The following is a 15,490-nucleotide window of genomic DNA, read 5'->3' on the forward strand; positions in this document are numbered from 1 at the left end:
TTCCGATGCTTGAGGCTGTTGCAAAACATGACCTCGTTTTACCATCAACAGAAGCGCAGCACCCTTCTACAATCCGCAATCGTTAAAGGTGGGGCTCAAGCCGAATACCCCATCTCGGTTTGTCTGAACAGTTTCGGGCGTCTCGTTAAGTGGATTTCCGCCTCGATTATGCCGCCACCATCATCGGTGCCAGCGCGCTGAAGTAAGCCTGATCCGGCGTGTGCCGGTCAAGCGAAGAATGTGGGCGTCGAGTATTGTAAAAGTTCAGATAACGACCGATCCCCGCGCTGGCCTCGGACACGGTCTTGTAGGCGTGGAGGTAGACCTCTTCGTATTTGATCGACCGCCAAAGCCGTTCGACGAAGACATTGTCCCGCCACGCGCCCTTGCCGTCCATCGAGATCGCAATCTCAGCTTTCTTCAGCACCGCCGTGAAGTCGATGGATGTGAACTGCGATCCCTGATCGGTGTTGAATATGTCCGGCTTTCCATAGCGAGCCAGCGCTTCCTCGACCGCTTCGATACAGAAGTCCGCCTTCATCGTGATCGATAATCGCCACGACAGAACCCGACGGCTGAACCAGTCCACGACGGCGCAGAGGTAGACAAAACCACGCGCCATGGGGAGTGGAGTAAGAAGCGCGGGTGCGCTTCTCCTCCCCGAACCGTACATGCACCTTTCAGCGCATACGGCTCTCCGTTCAGGCTTGGCCCATGGCCATAGCAACGTTATGATAGTGCGACGTGACGGTACTGCGGTCTTCAAGCCGGAAGATGTATGGGTTTCCCTCCGGATTGCGCCACCGGAATTGCGCCTTGGGGCTTGAGACAAGCCGTTGCAGTGCTTTCCCGACAGGGTCACCGCGTTCACTGCGGCCATACACGAACCAGGTTTTCGCTTTGCCCGGTTCCGGGACCCTTACCCATTTCCGCATCAAGGGTTTGATGCGCGATCGGTACTTGTGTCCCAGCCAATGCGCCATTTTCCAGAACACGACATGGTCGATGCGCCGGAAGACGTACGCCGTGAAGTCAGTGAACTTGTAGAACGCCGCCCATCCCACCAATTGGCGGTTCAGGCCGGCGATCATGTCGACCGTACTGACACTATGATTGCCGGAAAGGGTTTCGGTGAGCTTGCGAACAAACCCCTTGGCCTTTTCCTTGGGTATCGTCGTGACGATGGACATCCGTCCATGCGCCCCACGCTTGCGGATGATCCGGTGCCCCAGAAAGACGAAGCCGTCATTGACGTGTGTGACATGAGTTTTCTCCATGTTCAGCGTCAACTTCAACTCACCTTCCAGAAACGCCCGGCATTCCTCACGGATTTCCTCTGCCTGAGCCTTGGTTCCTTTTACGATCACGACGAAGTCGTCAGCGTATCGGCAATAGGCAACAGCCGGTTTCCATTGCCGGTTCTCGCGAACCGTAATGGGGCGGCCCTGCTTGATGCCGAAGTTCCATGCCCAGCGGTCCTTGCGGGCCTTGTTGCTCAGGTATTTCGCCTCCAGCCACATATCAAACTCGTGGAGCATGATGTTGGACAGGAGCGGTGACAGAACGCCACCTTGCGGAACGCCCTCGCTTGAGGCTGTGAACAGGCCACGGTCGATGTGGCCTGCCTTCAGGAAACGATAGAGAAGATCGACGAACCGTCCATCCTGCACCCGTCGCCGCACGCATCTCAGAAGTAGCCGGTGATGGACAGTATCGAAGTAGCTGGCCAGATCACCTTCGATGATCCAGCGGCCCCTCGTCGTGTCGGCACCATCCTGAAGCTGTATCCTCACGGTGCGGACGGCATGATGCACGCTCCGTTCCGGCCGGAAGCCATAGGATAAACGATGGAAATCGCTCTCCCAGATTGGCTCCATGGCCATCAGTATGGCGCGTTGAACGATTCGATCCGTCAGGGTCGGAATACCCAGTGGTCGTCGCTTGCCGTTCGATTTCGGGATATAGATGCGCTTGACCGGCTGGGGGCGGTAGCTCTCCTCCAGCAGACTTGTCCGCAGGTCCTCAAGATGCTGATCCAGTTTGACCTGCAGTCGTTGCTTATCCATTCCGTCGATACCCGGCGTTCGTGCGCCACTTGACGCAAGAACCATCCGAGCGGCCTCGGCAAGCCATTCCCGATTGGCAATCAGCCGAAGAAGCCGATCAAACCGCCGGTTTGGATCGCTCTCGGCCCATGTTGCGAGCTTGTGCTGCATTTCGCTGATTATCAAAGGTCTTCACCTCGCTTGGTCAGGTAGTTTGCATTTCAAGCAGTTTGAACTGTTCCCCTTCGCCATGTGGCAGGCTTTCCCTGCCGCAGACTACTACGGGAACTCCGCCAACATGATGGACATCAGGGTCAACTCCCTTGCGACGCAATACTTCGTTGTCATTCCATCATGCCTTCCCTCGTTCATATGCTGGACGTCTGCGTATTGGTGAGGCTGCCGGTCGCAGTCTTTTCCCTTGCGTTCCGCAAGTCGATGCCGATATCATGGTCTGGCTGCATTCTCCCCATGATCCCATACGACCAACCTACATATACGACCGTATTCGGATGCCGCCGACTTATGTGTCCGGCAGCGTCATCAGCATTCCGCCTGTTAAGCCGTGTAGGCGAAGGCGACCTTTCAGCCCTCAGATGCGGGTTAACCGGTTCGTGTTCCTCAACCTTCCAATACTTCAGCCTCGGGAACCATCTCGGCGTAACGGCTTCGCCTCAATCCCCTTTACCTGCGGGCTACGTCACCCTGCCAGTTGACGGCAGGTCACCGCCGCTTGGGCTCATGTCCCCTCGCAGCAGGGGACAGGCAAACATTCACATCCTCCTTTCTCTTTTGCATTCCAGTCATATGCCTCCCCGACTGGGGCGAGGCGCACTATAGGTCAGGTCCATCGCCCATACCTGATTGGGCTGGGTAACCGCCAGCTTGCGCAGGAGGTAGGGATAGATTTTGTGACCTGGCGCTGGTTTTGACGTGTTCGGGCGACAATAGATCGCCTCGATACCCATCTTCTTCATCAGCGTGGCGACGTGCAGCCGCCCAGTTTCCAGGCCTTCTCCCTTCAAAAGCCCTTGCAACATCCGACTTCCCGCGAACGGATATTCGAGATGCAGCTCGTCGATCCGGCGCATCAGGGCAAGATCGCCATCAGATACTGGACGCGGCGAATAGTAGACGCTGCCACGGCTGAAGCCGAGGAGCCTGGCCTGCCTCACGACCGACAGCTTGTGCTCGCGGTCGATCATTTCTTTCCGCCCAGCAATCCCGCCTTGCCGAGCGCACTGGACAAAAAATCGTTCTCCAAGGTCAGTTCGCCGATCTTGGCGTGAAGCGTTTTCACATCGATGCTCGGTCCGGCCGGTTCCGCCTTCCCTTCATCACCGAAAACGCCTGTCGCACCCTCAAGAAGCTGGTCTTTCCACTGCTTGATCTGATTGGCATGCACGTCGAACTGCTGGGATAATTCCACCAGTGTCTGCTCACCTCGGATCGCAGCAAGCGCCACTTTTGCCTTGAAAGCCGGGCTGTGGTTCCGGCGTGGTCGTCTCGTCATGGTATCTCCTGTTCCTGGCATCTAAGCCGAAGTCAGGCAGAAATTCCACTTATCCTAGCTGTGCAGATTTCCCGAGATGGGGTATTCGGCTTGAGCCCCACCTTTAACGATTGCGGATTGTAGAAGGGTGCTGCGCTTCTGTTGATGGTAAAACGAGGTCATGTTTTGCAACAGCCTCAAGCATCGGAAAGGAAGCGCAGCATGAAACATTATACTGGACTTGACGTATCGGTAAAAGAGACCGCCGTTTGCATTATCGATGAAGCCGGTAAGATTTGCCGTGAGGTAAAAGTATCGTCACATCCTGATGACCTGATTGTAGTTCTGAAAGATCCCAGGTGGCATATTGAACGTGTCGGACTTGAAGCTGGCCCCTTATCGCAATGGCTGTTTGAGACTCTGGCAAAAGCAGGCGTGCCAACGATTTGCATCGAGACTCGCCACACCAAGGCGTTTCTGAAGGCACAGCCGAACAAAACTGATCGTAACGATGCTCGCGGCATTGCCCAGATGATGCGCGTAAATCTGTACAAGCCTGTGCATGTGAAGACATTGACGAGCCAGAAGCGTCGCGCCTTGCTCACGGCGCGTCAACTGCTTCAACAAAAAGCCATTGCCATAGAGAATGACATTCGAGGCCTACTGCGGAATTTTGGTTTAAAGGTTGGCCTGGCCGGTAAGATCACGTTTGAAGAACGGGTCTGCGAACTGGTCACTGGCTTTCCAGAGCTTGCGGAAATCATGGACGTTCTGCTGTCAGCCCGGACCAAACTACGCGATGAATTTAAAAAGCTGCACAAGAAAGTGCTTGAGTTAACCTCCCGGGATGAAATCTGCCGACTGTTGATGACTGTTCCCGGCGTTGGCCCTGTTGTCTCTTTGGCCTTTGTGAGCACGATTGATATTCCGCAACGATTTAAAAACTCTAAGGCAGTTGGGCCAATCCTCGGATTAACGCCAAAACTGAATGAATCGGGTGAGAGTAAACGAATTGGTCGGATCTCCTGCTGTGGTGATGCAATAATGCGTTCTTTATTATACGAAGCGGCTCAGACCCTCCTGACGCTTGTCAAGAAATGGTCGTGGTTAAAGGCTTGGGCAATGAAGATTGCCAAACGAGCAGGAAAGCAAAAGGCAATTGTCGCACTTGCCAGGCGACTGGCTGTCATAATGCACCGCATGTGGAGCGACGGAACCGAGTTTTGCTGGACTAGGAATGGCTTACCCGCTGCTGCGTGAACAGTAGCTGTATAAAGATCCACATCGCCGTGGAGAGATGTCCTTCGCAGGACGATGGATGAGGTAAGTTCGTAGAGGTGGTAGTGCCGGCCGCATATAGCGATCAGGACGATACCGAGATTGGATACCTCATTCTTCTAACCCCATAGTGGAAGGGCCAAAGCGCCGATTCCGGAGAGAAGCAAGAACCTGCGAAAGACCATGAAATGCGGAGATTGTGAAATATCGAAGCGCTTGACTTTAGCTCGCCGAATAGAGAAGCCACCTCTCTTTCGGCTTTAGATCCCATGAGGAGTGAACAGCGGCCGTCGCTCTGGCAGAGTGAGGTTGCATCAAAACACTCGCTCAGGAGGAGCAATTTATGGAACCCGCATCCATTCATCCGACCGCTGTCCGCACTGATCTTGGCGCAATTTTTGTGTCATTGGAACTAAGCCGATCGACTTGGTTGATCACTTCGTTGTCGCCGGGCAGTGGCGAGAAGATGTCGAAGCATGTAGTGGCCGGTGGCAATGTGGCAGAGCTGCTGGATCGATTTGAGCAGCTACAGCACAAAGCGCGGTTGAGAACAGGAACGTTGTTTCCTATCGTAACAATCCAAGAGGCAGGATTGGACGGCTTCTGGATACACCGGGTGCTGGAGGCCAATGGTATCGAGAGTCACGTCGTAGACGCAGCTTCGATCGCGACGTCTCGTCGACGTCGGCGTGCCAAGACCGACAAGATTGATGGAGAGGCTCTGACGCGCACATTGCTTGCGTTCAAGCGCGGCGAGCCACGCGTATGTGCGATGGTTAAAGCGCCAGATCCGAAGGACGAAGATCGGCGTCGGATATGCCGGGAACGCAAAGTTTTGATTGCTGAGCGGGTCAGGCATGTCAATCGCGTTAAGGGGCTACTCTTTGCTCAAGGCGTCAGCGGCTATCAACCGCTCCGTAAAGATCGCCGTCGGCGGCTGGAGGAGCTCCAGACCGGAGATGGGCGTGAGTTACCGAAACACCTGAAGGCTCAAATTAATCGCGAACTCGACCGTCTCGACTTGCTGCTGGAACAGATTGCTGCAGTGGAGAGCGAGCGGAATTCTCTCCTGTCAACGTATGAGCAGCCAGCGGTTGAGGCAACTTCGCCCGCGGCGATGCTGCTGTCCCTGAAGGGGATTGGCGCTGAGTTTGCCGCCGTCCTTTGGACCGAAGCCCTGTCCCGGCGTTTTGATAATAGGCGGCAGATTGCCGCCTATGCCGGTTTGACACCAACCCCATGGATGAGCGGGACCATCGATCACGAACAGGGTGTCTCAAAAGCAGGAAACCCTCGGCTGCGCACCACGATGATTCAACTGTCTTGGTTGTGGCTACGCAATCAGCCAGCATCAGCGCTCAGCCGTTGGTTTGTGGATCGGGTTCAGTCGAATGGTGGACGCTTAAAGAAAGCCGCGATAGTTGCCCTGGCGCGCAAACTCCTTATCGCGCTGTGGAAGTTTGTCACTGCGGGTGTTGTCATCGAGGGGGCTGTCATGAAGACTGCGTGACGACCAAAAAATTACCGAATACACAAATCTTCCAGGACTGATCACTCCTGGCGGATCCAGGTGAGCGAACCGCCTCAAAGTCGGGCTTCAAATGCCGCGCTTTAGATTGGTCCCGTTCTCCTGAGCCTTGCCGCTACGCAAGCGGGATGATGGTGCTGCCGGACAAAACGGCGACCGTATGTGAGTTTGAACCGGTGACGGAAACGTGCCGCGTCAAGCAAGATGGCTCAGACCATGGGTTCGATACAAAATCGAAGGGGACAAGCTATGGAACAATGATTGATCTTGACGACGAAATCCTCATGTGAGCTTTGAGAGCGGTTTTTAAAGCGCCATGAATCGTTGCCTGTCTCTACGATTTCGCAATGGTGTGTCAGGCGATCTAAAAGTACAGTTTGTTGATTGCCACTGAAAACTGATGGAGTTCGCTGGGACAGTTTACTACCTATCCGGTCCTGGCCGATGGACGAGCAAGCCGCCGTTCGCCTTACGCCCCATCACTGCCGATCAAGAGGTGGCGCTGCGGCCCCGGAAGTTGTCGAAGGCAATGACGGATCGATACGCCGCTTGACGATCGACGTCAATTCGTCCGTATGGCGGGTTCCCCATTCGCAAAGCTGGACGAGGGCTTGTGCGAGGCTGCGGCCGAAGCTGGTGAGCGAATACTCGACCTTGGGCGGGATCTCACCAAAGTCGAGACGGTCGATGATCCCGTCCGCCTGCAACTCCTTGAGCTGCTGGATCAACACCTTGTCGCTGACCTTCCCGACCGCGCGGCGCAGTTGGCCGTAGCGCAATGCGCCGTGCATGAGGTGATAGAGGATCAGCGGTTTCCACTTGCCGCCCATCACAAACAGGACCGCATCCAAACCGCAGGTGAAGGGACTTGTCATTGCACGCGCTCCATCAAATTTTGGTACTTACCAAATGGTGCATACTGGAATAACAGGCGGTGTACCCCTAGTTCAACCTCTCCACAATGAAGGAGAACGAGGTTGTCATGGGCAAACTAGAAGGAAAGATCGCTGTCATCACCGGCGCCAATAGCGGCATCGGCCTCGCTGCTGCCAAGCGGTTCGTGGCCGAAGGCGCCCACGTCTATATCACGGGTCGTCGGCAGGAGGAGCTCGACAAAGCGGTCGCCGAGATCGGTTCCGACGTGACGGCCGTGCAGGGTGACGTGTCTCGGCTTGAGGATCTGGACCGCCTTTTTGGGACGGTGCGCGCCCAACACGGGCGCATTGACGTGCTGTTCGCCAACGCGGGCGGGGGCGAGCTGGAGCCGCTAGGACAAATTACGGAAGCATCCTTTGATCGGGCGTTCGGCGTGAACGTTAAGGGCGTTGTTTTCACCGTGCAGAATGCCCTGCCGCTCATGGGCGACGGGACGTCCATTATCCTCACCGGCTCGACCACCGGAACGATGGGAACGCCGGCCTTCAGCATCTACAGCGCAACGAAAGCGGCGATCCGCAATTTGGCGCGTAGCTGGGCGTTGGACCTAAAAGGCACGGGCGTTCGCGTGAACGTCCTGTCGCCTGGGGCCACAGCGACTCCGGGTCTGCACGGCGTTGCGGTGGCCGGCGGGGAAGACGCGATCTATGAGCAGTTGATCGCCCAGACCCCTTTGGGGCGGATCGCCGATCCCGACGACATCGCTGCAGTCGGTCTTTTCCTTGCATCAGACGATAGCGCCGTGATGACCGGAAGCGAGGTCTTCGCGGACGGCGGCATGGCTCAGGTCTGATCCGTTAGCAAAGCAGGTCGAAGCACGAACGGCGGCTATTCCGTATAGCGAGCCGTTCCCTGCCGGTCTGTTTTCCAACCAACATGGTCGCTAGCGGCAAAAAAGCGGAACGACCGTTTTGGGATGCGTGTGAATTGTACGGTAATATCTGGAATGAGGGCGCAAAGTGGACCCGAAACATCTTCTCCACAATTGGGGCGATGAGTAACAGGGATGACTTCTATTGCTCATAAGTATATGATAATGAGAGTGATAGAAACGGATCTTATCGCTCATGCTCTGGAACTGGACACAGCCTGATTGGCCGCATTTTCGCTATGACGCGTCTGCACTCGCGGCACTGGAACAGCGATTTCTGCTCACCTCCGGCGAAGTCATCGGCGCTGTGCGTCACATCGATCATGACGACCGCGACCGGTTGCGCATCGAACTCCTGAGCGACGAAGCGATCAAGACGAGCGCGATCGAAGGCGAAACATTGGACCGCTTGAGCGTCCAGTCATCACTGCGACGGCAGCTTGGCCTGGATGCGGACCGGCGTTCGGTGCAACCACGTGAACACGGCATCGCGGAAATGACGGTCGACGTTTATGGCACCTATGCCCTGCCGCTTGATGACGCGACACTCTTTCGGTGGCATACCATGTTGATGGCAGGCAGTCGGCATCTGGAAAGCATCGGTGCTTATCGCAGCCACTCCGACGCTATGCAGATCGTCTCTGGCCAGTTGGACCGCCCGACGATTCATTTCGAGGCGCCGCCATCAGCGCAAGTACCGGAAGAAATGCATCGGTTCATATCGTGGTTCAACGCAAGCGCTCTGACCGGCGGTACGCCCCTCCCCGCGCTTACTCGCGCCGGCCTTAGCCATTTGTGGTTCGAAAGCATTCATCCATTCGAGGACGGCAATGGACGGCTTGGTCGCGCACTCGCCGAAAAAGCACTGGCACAGTCGCTAGGGCAGCCGAGCCTGATCATGCTGAGTTTTACCATCGAACGACAACGGAAGGCCTATTACGATCAGCTGGAAACCTATCAGCGGACCCTCGACGTCACCGAATGGTTGGTATGGTTTTCCCAAACCGTGCTGACGGCTCAACAAACAACACTGGATCGTGTCGCCTTTTACATCGCCAAGGCACATTTCTACGACCGGTACAGGGGAGCGTTCAATCCTCGTCAGGAGAAAGTCATTGCGCGTCTGTTCGAGGCGGGACCGGATGGCTTTATCGGTGGCCTCAGCGCGGACAACTATCTCGCCATCACCCGCACGTCGCGCGCCACCGCCACCCGCGATTTGCAGGACCTGGTCGACAAAGGGGCGTTGACACGCAGCGGCCAGCTTCGATTCACTCGATACGCCCTGAACTGGGCAAGCGGAACAAATTGAGTAACGCATTTCTGTTTCTGATTCCAAGTCAGGAATCGGAACTCTATCCGCATTTATGCAACTGAACTGCAAAATGGCAGCAGGCCAAAAGTTGTCCGTTGTCCTTGAAGCAAAGAAAGCATGATGCGCTTGGGCTAGCTTTTCCAGGTGCCTGGACTGAACACCTCGGTGGGCTGCACTTATCCTAATTTAAACCAAATTAACGCCAAAGATAGCGATGCAATACTTGCAATCGATGATAGCACTAAAGTTACACCAGCTACTTGCGGCCTTACACCTCGCGTTATGCCATATACTAGCCCGAAGAATCCCGCAGGCATTGCAGTGAGTAACATTGCCTGTAAACTAACATGGGCGGGCATTTGAAATAGCACCGCTATGATGAATGCCATGATGGGTTGAAATATATTCTTGATGGTCAACGATGTCACAGCGTTCCGGCTTAGCTTCAGTGACTGAGCAGACAATATCAAGCCGGTTAAAAATAGGCCAATACCTCCCGTCGTCTGTGTAATTGGGAGTAAAGCAATCTCTACTATCGAAGGCAATTCAAGTCCGCTCAAAGAAACTATTAATCCCAATATAGGACCTACGAAGATCGGCTTCCGCAGAGACGTCGACAACGCGATTAGAAACTGACGTATAAGTCCAACACGTTTCCCACCATTTGATCTGCGAGAAATGTGCATATCTAACAAGGTGAGTGTGAGTGGCGAGGTGGAAATTGTACCCACGGTGATCGCGATGGCAACCATGATAGCGGCTTGACCACCAAAAATTGGCGTGAGCAACGGAAGACCAATCGCAGTGTAGTTAGGTGAGGCTGTTGTCAGCGCTTGAACTGCGGCAGATCCCAAATCGAGCCGGTATCTGTAAATTTGAATATATAAAACGAGAAAATAAACCGCGACAGTGCTTATCAGGAGAACAACTGCGAGATGCCAGTGAGTGAAGATTGAGCCCCTCGACGTGGAGGCGATTGCGCAAAATAACGTTAAAGGCAGTGCCAATTGCATCAAAAAAGCGTTTAGTAGTGTTACATTACTGTTGTCGACTATTTTACTCCATCCAAAAAAATAGCCTAAAGAAATACCAAATAATACTGGTGATTGGTCTGCCCCCTGAAAAGTGATCCTTCATGAAGTATGGCTTATGAGCCTCAGAAGGACATTGAAATGGCAGCGAAAAGACACAAGGCAGAAGAGATCGTCACGAAGCTTCGTCAGGTTGACGTATTGTATGCGCAGGGAAAATCGATGGCGGAAGCTATCCGGTCGATAGGTGTTACGGAAGTTACATACTACCGGTGGCGTTCCGAATACGGCGGCTTGAAGGGCGATCAGGTGAAACGCCTTAAGGAACTGGAAGCGGAGAATGCCCGGCTCCGGCGCGCCGTTTCCGACCTCACCTTGGACAAGATGATCCTTGCCGAGGCCGCCAAGGGAAACTTCTGAGCCCCGCCCGTCGTCGCGCTTGCGTGGATCATGTTATCGATGAACTGAAAGTGTCCGAACGTCGGGCATGCCGGGTTCTCGGTCAGCATCGTTCCACACAGCGCAAGATCGCAAAGACTCCGGATGATGAAGCGGCGTTGACCGCAGACATCACGACGCTTGCCCTCCAGTACGGCCGTTATGGCTATCGTCGTATAACGGCGATGCTGCACCAAGCTGGATGGATCGTGAACGTCAAACGGGTCGAGCGAATCTGGCGACGGGAGGGGCTGAAAGTGCCTCACAAGCAACCCAAACGCAGCCGACTGTGGTTGAACGACAGTTCGTGCATCCGGCTTCGGCCGGAATATCCCAACCATGTCTGGTCCTACGACTTCGTCGAGGATCGCACGCATAACGGCAGGAAAATCCGCATGCTCAACGTGATCGATGAGTTCACGCGAGAATGTATCGCCATCAGGGTCGAGAGAAAGCTGAAGGCCGTCGATGTCATCGACGTGCTTTCCGACCTCTTCATCCTGCGCGGCATCCCCACCCATATTCGTTCTGACAACGGCCCGGAGTTCGTCGCCAAGGCACTCCGGGAGTGGATCGCAGCGGTCGGTGCCAAGACCGCCTACATCATGCCGGGCAGTCCATGGGAAAACGGCTATTGCGAGAGCTTCAACTCGAAACTCCGTGACGAACTGCTCAACGGCGAAATCTTCTACACGCTCAAGGAGGCGAAGATCATCATCGAAAACTGGAGACAGCATTACAACACAGTGCGGCCCCATTCATCACTGGGCTACAAGCCACCGGCACCCGAAGCAGTCGTCTGGCCTAAACAAAATGGCCCAGCGTCAACACCAGCAGTGGCAAGTCGACCCAGCATGCACTAACAGTAAATCCGGATCACCCGATGGGGGCAGACCAAGGCGATTTGATGACCTCGACAAGAAGATCGAAAAGGTAAGCGGCATCCTGTCAAAAATCATGTGGCTGGTTATCAACGGTTTGATAATGGCGTTCGTGGCTTTTGTGATCGGCGGAGGTCTGAAGTCGCTTTAAAAGGATGGGCAACAAAAAAAGCCGCCCGATGTGGGAGGGCGGCTTCTGAATACAATAGATTATGGGTTAGAACTTGTAGTTCAAACCGACACGTACCGTATGGAACTTAACGTCATTCTTGAGGTTAATGTCTGGAGTGCTCCCCATTTCACCGGACAGGTCGGCTAGTTTGATTTAGCCCTGATGAACTGCCGAGGGGAAGCCATCTTGAGCGCGGAATGTGGATGGATTTCATTATAGTCCTCGATCCATCCGTCGATGAACTGGAGCGCTGTTTCTGCGTCCGGTAGTGCTGCGATGCGAATATAATCCCGCTTCAGGGTTTTGACGAAGGCCTCCGACATGCCGTTCGACTGCGGGCTGGCGACCGGCGTGAAGCAGGGTGTCAGATTGAGTGCTTGCGCAAACAGCCTCGTGTCCCTCGCGGTGTAAGCAGAGCCGTTGTCCGAGAGATGCTCGATTGCATGTGGGGCTCTGGTTCCATTGAAGCGTTTCTCGACCGCCTCCAGCATCATGTCGCGCACGTCTGAGCCGGAGATGCCCGCGTTGGCGACCGCCGTCCAGGCAATGATCTCGCGGTCGAAGGCGTCGATGATGAAGGCGAGACGGATGACCTCGCCGTTCCAGCAGGTGAACTCCAGCCCATCCGAGCACCAGCGCAGGTTGGAGCGCATGACCATGACCTTGCCATCGTGGAGGCGGCCCTTGCGAACGGCTGTGTGCTTTTCCAGCAGCATGGCGTGGTTGCCCATGATGCGATGGACCCGTTTGGCGTTGATGACAGGCTTATCGGCGGCTCGCCTTTCGCGATTGAGGAGCGCGGCGATCCGCCGATAGCCATAGGTTGGCCTTTGATCTACCAGCCTGCGAATGATGGGCAAAAGCTCTGCATCCTCGGCCTTGTGATAGGAGCCGCGCGGCTTCGATCTGCCTTTCAGCCGCTCGTTGAGGTTGGAACGGGATACGCCCAGCGTGTCTGCGACGGCCTTCATCGCGAACCGTCCTTCGGCAACAAGATCGGCCGCGATATCCGTTTTTTTGAGTCTGCTTTGGACAAGGCTTCCCGAAGGATTTCGACCTCCATCGTCTTGCGGCCGAGCATGCGCTCCAGCTCGCGGACGCGATCTTCCAGCTTCTTCACTTCCGAATTGCCGACCACCGGCTCGTCAGAATCCACAGCTGCAGCACCTCCCTCGCTCAAGAGCCTGCGCCACCGATAAAGCAGATTGGGCGCGACGCCATGGCGGCGAGCGGTGGACGATACCGTCTCGCCTGGTTCGAAACTCTGCTCAATGATTGTCAGCTTTTGCTCGGTTGTCCACCGCCTGCGGCGAACATCACCCGTCAGCAATTCAACGTGTCGATACTCGTTAGACATAAGCCTATACCCAAGCCTGTGCTTGAGCCTTTCTGCTTATGCCGACTGTCCGGTCGAAATGGGGGGCAGTTCAATGTCGTAGTTTTCATCCGTATAGCTATAGAAATTTTTCTTGCCGAGATCAGTATATAAATATTCTGATTTAAGCGTCCAATTGTTGGTAATGGCATATTCAGCGCCACCGCCAATTGTCCATCCCGCTCTTGTTTTAGACGAGGAAATGCCTATCTCGCCGAGATCTACATATGACTTAACCTTGCCATAAGCGAGGCCGCCTGTACCGTAAACCAGAAGACGTTCGGTTGCAGTGTAGCCCAGTCGTGCACGAACAGTGCCAAACCATTCAACCTTCGTGCCAGCTTTTATTTCACCTAAACCATCGGCGTTGAATTTAACTTCGCCCTTGAGGTTTGAGCCTTGAAAGTCGGCTTCAGCACCAAGAACAAAACCATTGTCAAATTGCCAATTATAACCAGCTTGGACGCCGCCGACGAAGCCGCTAGAAGTCACGTCCATTGAGCCATAGGTATACTCTTCTGGGCTGAAAAAACGGTCATCATTGCCTGGATCGTCCGGAACGGTTGGTGTACTTTCTATACCAGCGCAAAGGGATGTTTGAATTTTCCACCAGCGTAACCAGCATTTACACCAATATATCCGCCAGTCCACGAAAACGTGTCTGGAGCTATAATAGCGACGGGTTCTTGAACAACGATATCTGCTGCATGTGCAGATGATGCAATTAATACCAATACTGCGGATGCGTAAATTGTCTTCATAAAGCCACTCCCGATTTGTTTGCAAATAAAATATAACTTAGCTTATGAAAACTTATGTGATAAATATGCAACTATATTACATATAATATATTAATACGATTAAATACTGCTTCTAATTATAAAAGCCGTTCTGAAAATTACTGTTAACTTTTCAATAAAATATTGAAATACCAAGGATATTTTTGTTAACCGAGATATCAAAGCGCTTTTCAAAGACATTTCTTCAACAAAATCACTCTACACGCTCGCACAACTCTGCGGCGATGTTCGTCTCGTCATGGAGATATTGCAGAGGATGGAAGCGGCCCTGAAGAATTGGCATTGAGGTGTGAAATAGTTAGGGCCGGGCAGGAATAAATACCAATGATCTAATAAACTAAAAGACCCGCTACCGCGGGTTTTTTCTCATCGGCATGACGTCCCAGTTAAATAAATCAATTCTAATGATGGGAATGTCGTCCAACATTTTTTGATAAAAGACTCAGTATCTCGCTTTGACTAAAGCAGCATCTGTTATCCAAAAGAAAACCCCAGACGCTTGGGTGATCTGGGGTCCGCACCCCCAAGCGTTCCCCCGCCTGTAAAGTGCAAGTAACTTAAAACATAATGAAAATATTATTATTCCAAACTTATAATTATTTGTAAAAGAAAAACCCCGGTAGACGGTAGTCTAATCCGGGGCTGCACTGGGTCAATTGTCACACCTCACCAACGCGTGTTAATTAAAGCATATTCAAAAATAAAAAGAAAGCCGTGATGGATAGGCAATCGAATCTTAATTATATATACTTTAAAAATCAGACCTTTATTTATTTTCAGATAAATCTTGCATACGAAATTAGCATAAATAATAGCTAATATTCAACGTGACTCTGAATTCCATTTAATTTGGGCTAAAAAAGCCCACCACGCGTTAAAGACGACTCTGACAGCCACTCCCAAGCAACTGTTAGAGTCTACGCCCTACGTAAGCCTCTCAATGGCCGAACGGCGTTAATATAATGAAGCACTTTCCAATTATAAAAGATAGTGATCTACTTACGTAACAACGATAATATTGCACTTTCGAAGCCTTGCGCCAAATTGTAAGTACTTTTTTATTAAATGATCAAAATAAAGAACGTGGCTGCATCGAATGGGATTTACTGGCAAAGAAAACCTCAGAGCCTGACTCATAATGTTCTGCACGGTTTCAATGGGTTAAAACAGACCCAATCGCCTGCTTTAAATTCGTAAGGGCCACGTTTCGGCGTTGACTATGACGGTCCACCAGTTGGCACTAGCGTAAGCTTTTGAAATCGCTCATTTCATTTTGGAACGGGCTCTCAGAGACATAGAAGCACTCCGGGGCAGTGCACGGCTGGTCT

11 protein-coding genes and 3 pseudogenes are annotated in these 15,490 nt (G+C 53.3%); 5 read left to right on the forward strand and 9 right to left on the reverse strand.

Going from position 1 to position 15,490, the window contains the following annotated elements:
- Positions 1-166: 166 nt before the first annotated feature.
- From MKS82_RS01335 to MKS82_RS01345, 3 genes and pseudogenes are all read right to left on the reverse strand, one after another.
- Positions 167-637 (reverse strand): annotated as a pseudogene (locus MKS82_RS01335) (IS3 family transposase); the annotation flags it as partial.
- 64 nt (positions 638-701) lie between these two features.
- Complete coding sequence (gene ltrA, locus MKS82_RS01340; RefSeq protein ID WP_240578265.1) at positions 702-2,231, reverse strand: group II intron reverse transcriptase/maturase; 1,530 nt, start codon at positions 2,229-2,231, stop codon at positions 702-704.
- Positions 2,232-2,881: 650 nt separating this feature from the next.
- Positions 2,882-3,558: pseudogene (locus MKS82_RS01345) on the reverse strand (IS3 family transposase); the annotation flags it as partial.
- 201 nt (positions 3,559-3,759) lie between these two features.
- Between MKS82_RS01345 and MKS82_RS01350 the strand changes: the two are divergent.
- Together MKS82_RS01350 and MKS82_RS01355 are read left to right on the forward strand one after the other, a co-directional pair.
- Positions 3,760-4,797 carry an IS110 family transposase gene (locus MKS82_RS01350; RefSeq protein ID WP_151679064.1) on the forward strand — a complete coding sequence of 346 codons (1,038 nt, stop codon included), beginning with the start codon at positions 3,760-3,762 and terminating at the stop codon, positions 4,795-4,797.
- A 361-nt stretch (positions 4,798-5,158) separates the two neighbouring features.
- Entirely contained in the window at positions 5,159-6,325 is a 1,167-nt protein-coding gene (locus MKS82_RS01355) for an IS110 family transposase (RefSeq protein ID WP_240578266.1), read from the forward strand.
- A gap of 227 nt (positions 6,326-6,552) precedes the next feature.
- Here MKS82_RS01355 and MKS82_RS01360 read toward each other — a convergent pair.
- Both MKS82_RS01360 and MKS82_RS01365 read right to left on the reverse strand, forming a co-directional pair.
- Positions 6,553-6,747, reverse strand: a pseudogene (locus MKS82_RS01360) (ATP-binding protein); the annotation flags it as partial.
- 75 nt (positions 6,748-6,822) lie between these two features.
- The gene (locus MKS82_RS01365) at positions 6,823-7,218 is read right to left on the reverse strand and encodes a winged helix-turn-helix transcriptional regulator (protein ID WP_151679058.1); all 396 of its coding nucleotides are present in this window, start codon (positions 7,216-7,218) and stop codon (positions 6,823-6,825) included.
- Positions 7,219-7,325: 107 nt separating this feature from the next.
- Here MKS82_RS01365 and MKS82_RS01370 point away from each other — a divergent pair, with 107 nt between their 5' ends.
- Positions 7,326-8,072, forward strand: coding sequence for an SDR family oxidoreductase (locus tag MKS82_RS01370; RefSeq protein WP_240578267.1), 747 nt, complete (start codon positions 7,326-7,328; stop codon positions 8,070-8,072).
- Between the two features lie 274 nt (positions 8,073-8,346).
- Positions 8,347-9,462, forward strand: a complete 1,116-nt coding sequence (locus tag MKS82_RS01375) for a Fic family protein (RefSeq protein ID WP_240578268.1) — start codon at positions 8,347-8,349, stop codon at positions 9,460-9,462.
- A 179-nt stretch (positions 9,463-9,641) separates the two neighbouring features.
- Here the strand turns inward: MKS82_RS01375 and MKS82_RS29630 are convergent, their stop codons facing one another.
- Complete coding sequence (locus MKS82_RS29630; protein ID WP_445558051.1) at positions 9,642-10,595, reverse strand: AEC family transporter; 954 nt, start codon at positions 10,593-10,595, stop codon at positions 9,642-9,644.
- Positions 10,596-10,637: 42 nt separating this feature from the next.
- Here MKS82_RS29630 and MKS82_RS01385 point away from each other — a divergent pair.
- A protein-coding gene (locus MKS82_RS01385) for an IS3 family transposase (protein WP_240578269.1) occupies positions 10,638-11,797 on the forward strand; the annotation gives its coding sequence in 2 pieces (ribosomal slippage) (positions 10,638-10,902 and positions 10,902-11,797; 1,161 coding nt in all).
- A 333-nt stretch (positions 11,798-12,130) separates the two neighbouring features.
- On the opposite strand, the gene MKS82_RS01390 is transcribed toward MKS82_RS01385, so the two are convergent.
- The 3 genes from MKS82_RS01390 to MKS82_RS01400 all read right to left on the reverse strand — a co-directional run bounded on the left by MKS82_RS01390 (position 12,131) and on the right by MKS82_RS01400 (position 14,123).
- A protein-coding gene (locus MKS82_RS01390) for an IS3 family transposase (RefSeq protein ID WP_115168607.1) occupies positions 12,131-13,344 on the reverse strand; the annotation gives its coding sequence in 2 pieces (ribosomal slippage) (positions 12,131-13,008 and positions 13,008-13,344; 1,215 coding nt in all).
- Between the two features lie 36 nt (positions 13,345-13,380).
- Positions 13,381-13,860: an outer membrane protein gene (locus MKS82_RS01395; RefSeq protein WP_240578270.1), complete on the reverse strand. Its 480-nt coding sequence runs from the start codon at positions 13,858-13,860 to the stop codon at positions 13,381-13,383.
- A 77-nt stretch (positions 13,861-13,937) separates the two neighbouring features.
- Positions 13,938-14,123, reverse strand: a complete 186-nt coding sequence (locus tag MKS82_RS01400) for a hypothetical protein (RefSeq protein ID WP_240578271.1) — start codon at positions 14,121-14,123, stop codon at positions 13,938-13,940.
- Positions 14,124-15,490: the final 1,367 nt, after the last annotated feature.

The organism is Ochrobactrum sp. A-1 (assembly GCF_022488005.1).
Classification (GTDB): Bacteria; Pseudomonadota; Alphaproteobacteria; order Rhizobiales; family Rhizobiaceae; genus Brucella.